At 65.8% G+C, this 3,802-nt stretch carries 6 protein-coding genes; all 6 read right to left on the reverse strand.

Annotated elements, in window-relative coordinates; translation table 11 throughout:
• Positions 1 to 303: S-adenosylmethionine synthetase N-terminal domain-containing protein (locus DBR22_RS05135; RefSeq protein ID WP_258229046.1), on the reverse strand; the 303-nt coding region annotated here is incomplete at its 3' end.
• Between the two features lie 77 nt (positions 304 to 380).
• On the reverse strand, positions 381 to 1,631 hold the full coding sequence (gene coaBC / locus DBR22_RS05140) for a bifunctional phosphopantothenoylcysteine decarboxylase/phosphopantothenate--cysteine ligase CoaBC (RefSeq protein WP_108598090.1): 1,251 nt from the start codon (positions 1,629 to 1,631) through the stop codon (positions 381 to 383).
• Positions 1,632 to 1,683: 52 nt separating this feature from the next.
• Complete coding sequence (gene rpoZ / locus DBR22_RS05145; RefSeq protein ID WP_003800778.1) at positions 1,684 to 1,944, reverse strand: DNA-directed RNA polymerase subunit omega; 261 nt, start codon at positions 1,942 to 1,944, stop codon at positions 1,684 to 1,686.
• Between the two features lie 36 nt (positions 1,945 to 1,980).
• Positions 1,981 to 2,556: a guanylate kinase gene (gmk, locus tag DBR22_RS05150; RefSeq protein ID WP_108598091.1), complete on the reverse strand. Its 576-nt coding sequence runs from the start codon at positions 2,554 to 2,556 to the stop codon at positions 1,981 to 1,983.
• A 46-nt stretch (positions 2,557 to 2,602) separates the two neighbouring features.
• Positions 2,603 to 2,920, reverse strand: coding sequence for an integration host factor, actinobacterial type (gene mihF / locus DBR22_RS05155; RefSeq protein ID WP_181365034.1), 318 nt, complete (start codon positions 2,918 to 2,920; stop codon positions 2,603 to 2,605).
• Positions 2,921 to 3,051: 131 nt separating this feature from the next.
• Positions 3,052 to 3,802, reverse strand: a 751-nt coding sequence (gene pyrF / locus DBR22_RS05160; RefSeq protein ID WP_108598092.1) for an orotidine-5'-phosphate decarboxylase, incomplete at its 5' end; no start/stop codon positions are given.

A 3,802-nucleotide genomic window follows, 5' to 3' on the forward strand; every position in this document is an offset into this window, starting at 1 on the left:
GTCGAAACCGTTCGCCGATGAGTCGTAGCCGATGCCCAGTATGGTCTCGCGGACGATCTGAGGGATTTCCACATAGGCGTCGGTGGTGACTTCGCCGGCAACATGGACCAGGCCCGTGGTGGCCATCGTCTCAACGGCAACCCGGGATTCCGGGTCTGCCGCGAGCAGGGCATCCAGGATGGCGTCGCTGATCTGGTCACAGATCTTGTCCGGGTGGCCTTCTGTGACCGACTCGGAGGTGAAGAGCCGGAGTGCGGGAGGCGTGGTCCCGTGGGTCTGGGGAATGTGCAGCGGTAAAGTCACTCAACTACCTTACTGGTTAGGACTCGGACGTCCGGCGGCGTGTGTCCCCGTGCTAAGGAAACGTGCCGCTCCTGGCGTCAGGCGCGGGGCGAAACGCGGTTCAGCTCGAAGCCGATCCGGGTAATGATGGCGGCCGAAACCTCGGTCTTGGTGCCGGCGGCCAGTTGTGGTTCGGCGCCGGAGCGGGCCAGGATGACTACGGAGTTGGTGTCCTGGCCGAAGACCTTGTCCGTGCCTACGTGGTTGAGCACCAGGAGGTCGCAGCCCTTGCGCTTCAGCTTCGCCTCCGCGTAGGCCAGGACGTCGCCCTGCCCGTCGCCGGTTTCGGCTGCGAAGCCGATGATCAGTTGGCCGCGGCGGGCGGCCCCGTACTCCGGGGCATGGTCCCGAAGTTCCACGAGTTCCTGGAGGATGTCGGGGTTGCGGACCAGCGTGATCACCGGGTCCGCAGTATCGTCGCGTTTTTTGATCTTGGTGCCGGAGATCTCGGCGGGACGGAAGTCCGCCACTGCTGCGGCCATGATGACGACGTCGGAATCCACCGCCGCGGCCAGCGCTGCTTCGCGCAGCTGCAAGGCGGTCTCCACGGTCACCACTTCGACGCCGGCCGGCGGCGGGACCTCCATGTGGGCGGCGAGAAGCCGGACCGTTGCACCGGCATTGCGCGCGGCGACAGCCAACGCCACGCCCTGCTTGCCGGAGGACCTGTTCCCGAGGAACCGCACCGGGTCCAGGGGTTCGCGGGTGCCGCCGGCGCTGATGGTGACCGTTTTTCCGGCGAGGGGAAGCTGGTAGTCCGGTTTGCCCTGGGCAAGGGCCATGGCGGCATCAAAGATGGCTTCCGGCTCCGGCAGGCGGCCGGGACCGGTGTCCGCGCCTGTCAGACGCCCGCTGGCCGGTTCCAGTACGGCCACTCCCCTGCCCCGCAGTGTCTCCACATTGGCCCGGGTGGCGGCGTGCTGCCACATCTCGGTATGCATTGCGGGAGCAAACAGTACGGGTCCCCGTGCCATCAGGAGTGTGTTGGTGAGGAGGTCGTTGGCCTGGCCGGTGGCTGCGCGTGCCAGCAGGTCAGCTGTGGCCGGGGCCACCACGATGAGATCGGCCTCATGGCCGAGCCTGACGTGGTTGACCTGATGGACCTCGTCGAAGACGCTGTTGGTGACCGGGTTACCGGACAGGGCTTCCCAGGTTGCCACACCGACAAAGCGGGTGGCCGCCTCCGTGGGGATCACCGTGACGTGATGTCCGGCTTCAGTAAAAAGCCGGAGGAGCGATGCCACCTTGTAGGCGGCTATCCCTCCCCCGACTCCGAGGACTATGCGCACGTGATCTCCGTCAACAGGTGAGTCTGCGTGGTCTCGTGACAGGACCGCTGCTTTACTCTGCGGCTTCGATCGGCGTGGAAACGAGCTTGCCTTCGTTGATCTCGCGCAGGGCGATGGACAGCGACTTCTCGTTCAGCTTGGTGTCGACCAGCGGGCCGACGTACTCGAACAGGCCCTCGTGCAGCTGGGCGTAGTAAGCGTTGATCTGGCGTGCACGCTTGGCGCCGAAGATCACCAGGCCGTACTTGGAATCAGCTGCCTCAAGCAGTGAGTCGATCGGCGGGTTGATGATGCCTTCAAGGTTCGTGGACACGAATTCTCCAAATTCTAACGGGCTGACCGGTACCGGCTAATCGTGCGGGTGCGGTGTCAGCCCCATGAGTGAAACAAGCTCGTCCGCTGCCCGGCGAACGTCATCATTGATGACGGTGTGGTCGAACTCCGGTTCAGCGGCAAGTTCTAGTTTAGCGGTTTCCAGCCGTTGCCGCTGTTCGTCGGCGGTTTCGGTGCCGCGGCCCACCAGGCGGCGCACCATTTCGTCCCAGCTGGGCGGTGCGAGGAAGACGAATTGCGCATCCGGGACTGCCGCTTTGACCTGCCGGGCACCCTGCAGGTCAATCTCCAACAGGACGGACCTGCCGTCGGCGATGGCCTGCTTGACGGTGCTTTTCAGCGTGCCGTAGGTGTTCTGGCCGTGCACCACGGCCCACTCCAGCAGCTCGCCGGCGGCAATCAGCGATTCGAACTCTTCCCTGGACTTGAAAAAGTAGTGGACGCCGTCCTGTTCCCCAGGCCGGGGTGCACGGGTGGTTGCCGAAACGGAAAGCCAGACTTCGGGGTAGTTATCCCTGATGTAGGTGGACACGGTGCCTTTGCCAACAGCCGTCGGACCTGCGAGGACTGTCAGTCCCGGTTTCTTGCTCACGTATTCCTTTGTGCCGGAGTTCGGATGGGGCGGACCGTGGCACGCCCTACTTCTCGTCTATAAAATCTACCAGCGCCTGGCGCTGGTGTATGCCCAGTCCCCGGACCCGCCGGGATGCGGCGATGCCCAGTTGCTCCATGATGGCCGCAGCCCTGACCTTGCCGATGCCGGGCAGCGCTTCAAGAAGCTCAGCCACCCGCATCCGGGCCAGGGCCTCGTCATCGCCGGCCGAACTGATGATGTCCGCAGCGGAGGTCTGGCCGTTTTTGAGCCGTTCCTTCGCCGCAGCCCTGGCTGCGCGGGCAGCCGCAGCCTTCTGCAGTGCAGCCGTGCGTTCCGACGCGGACAAGGGTCGCAGGCTCATAATGGACACCCCCGGTAAGACGGATGCATCCAAGGCGGCCGCCATTGGACTTGTCCAGAAACCTACCCCTTGGGGGGCGGCGAATCAATGCATCACACCTGCATCGCACCTGCAGGGCACCATGGTGGCGCCTATTCGCCCCTGAGTCCGTCCAGGGTGCGCAGGGCTGCATCCCGGAGCCCCTGGGCCGCGGGACCGGCTGCCAGAATATCCCGGCTGGAGGTTCCCAGGACCTGGGGGTAGGCTGCGCCGAATGTCCTGCGCAGGTCTGCCGCGGTGGCGCCCTGGGCGCCCAGTCCCGGGGCGAGGATGGGACCGCTGACGGCCCGGAGGTCCAGCTGCAGGTCGGACAGGGCCGAGCCCACCGTGGCCCCGACAACCAGGCCCACCGAGCCGAGCGGGCCGGGATAACGCCGGTTCTCAGCCGCTGCCGCCTCGACGATGCGCCGGGCCACGGAATCGGCTCCGCCGACGTGCTGCACCGACGCGCCTTCCGGGTTGGAGGTGAGCGCGAGGACAAACACACCGCGGCCGGTCTGCGCTGCAAGGTCCAGTGCGGGCCGGAGCGACTCGAAGCCCAGGTAAGGGCTGAGGGTCACCGAATCGGCGGCCAGCGGTGAACTGTCCCGGAGCCAGGCGTCGGCATAGGCGGCCATGGTGGAGCCAATATCGCCGCGCTTGGCGTCGGCGATGGTGAGCACCGACTCGTCCCGGGCCTCGGCAAGGAGTTCCTCGAGGACGGCCATACCCGCTGACCCGTGGCGTTCGTAGAGCGCCACCTGCGGCTTCACCGCGGCAGCGAGGGAACCGATGGACTCAAGAACTGTCAGCGAAAAGCGCCTCAGCCCGGCGGCGTCGTCGTCCAGTCCCCACGCCTTGAGC

Origin of the sequence: Arthrobacter sp. HMWF013 (assembly GCF_003061105.1) — a bacterium.
In the GTDB taxonomy this organism is placed as follows: Bacteria; Actinomycetota; Actinomycetes; order Actinomycetales; family Micrococcaceae; genus Arthrobacter.

Bases quoted from the DNA above. Each gene is read 5' to 3' on its own strand.
- mihF (WP_181365034.1), bottom strand. From the start codon at position 2,920: ATGAGCCTGCGACCCTTGTCCGCGTCGGAACGCACGGCTGCACTGCAG.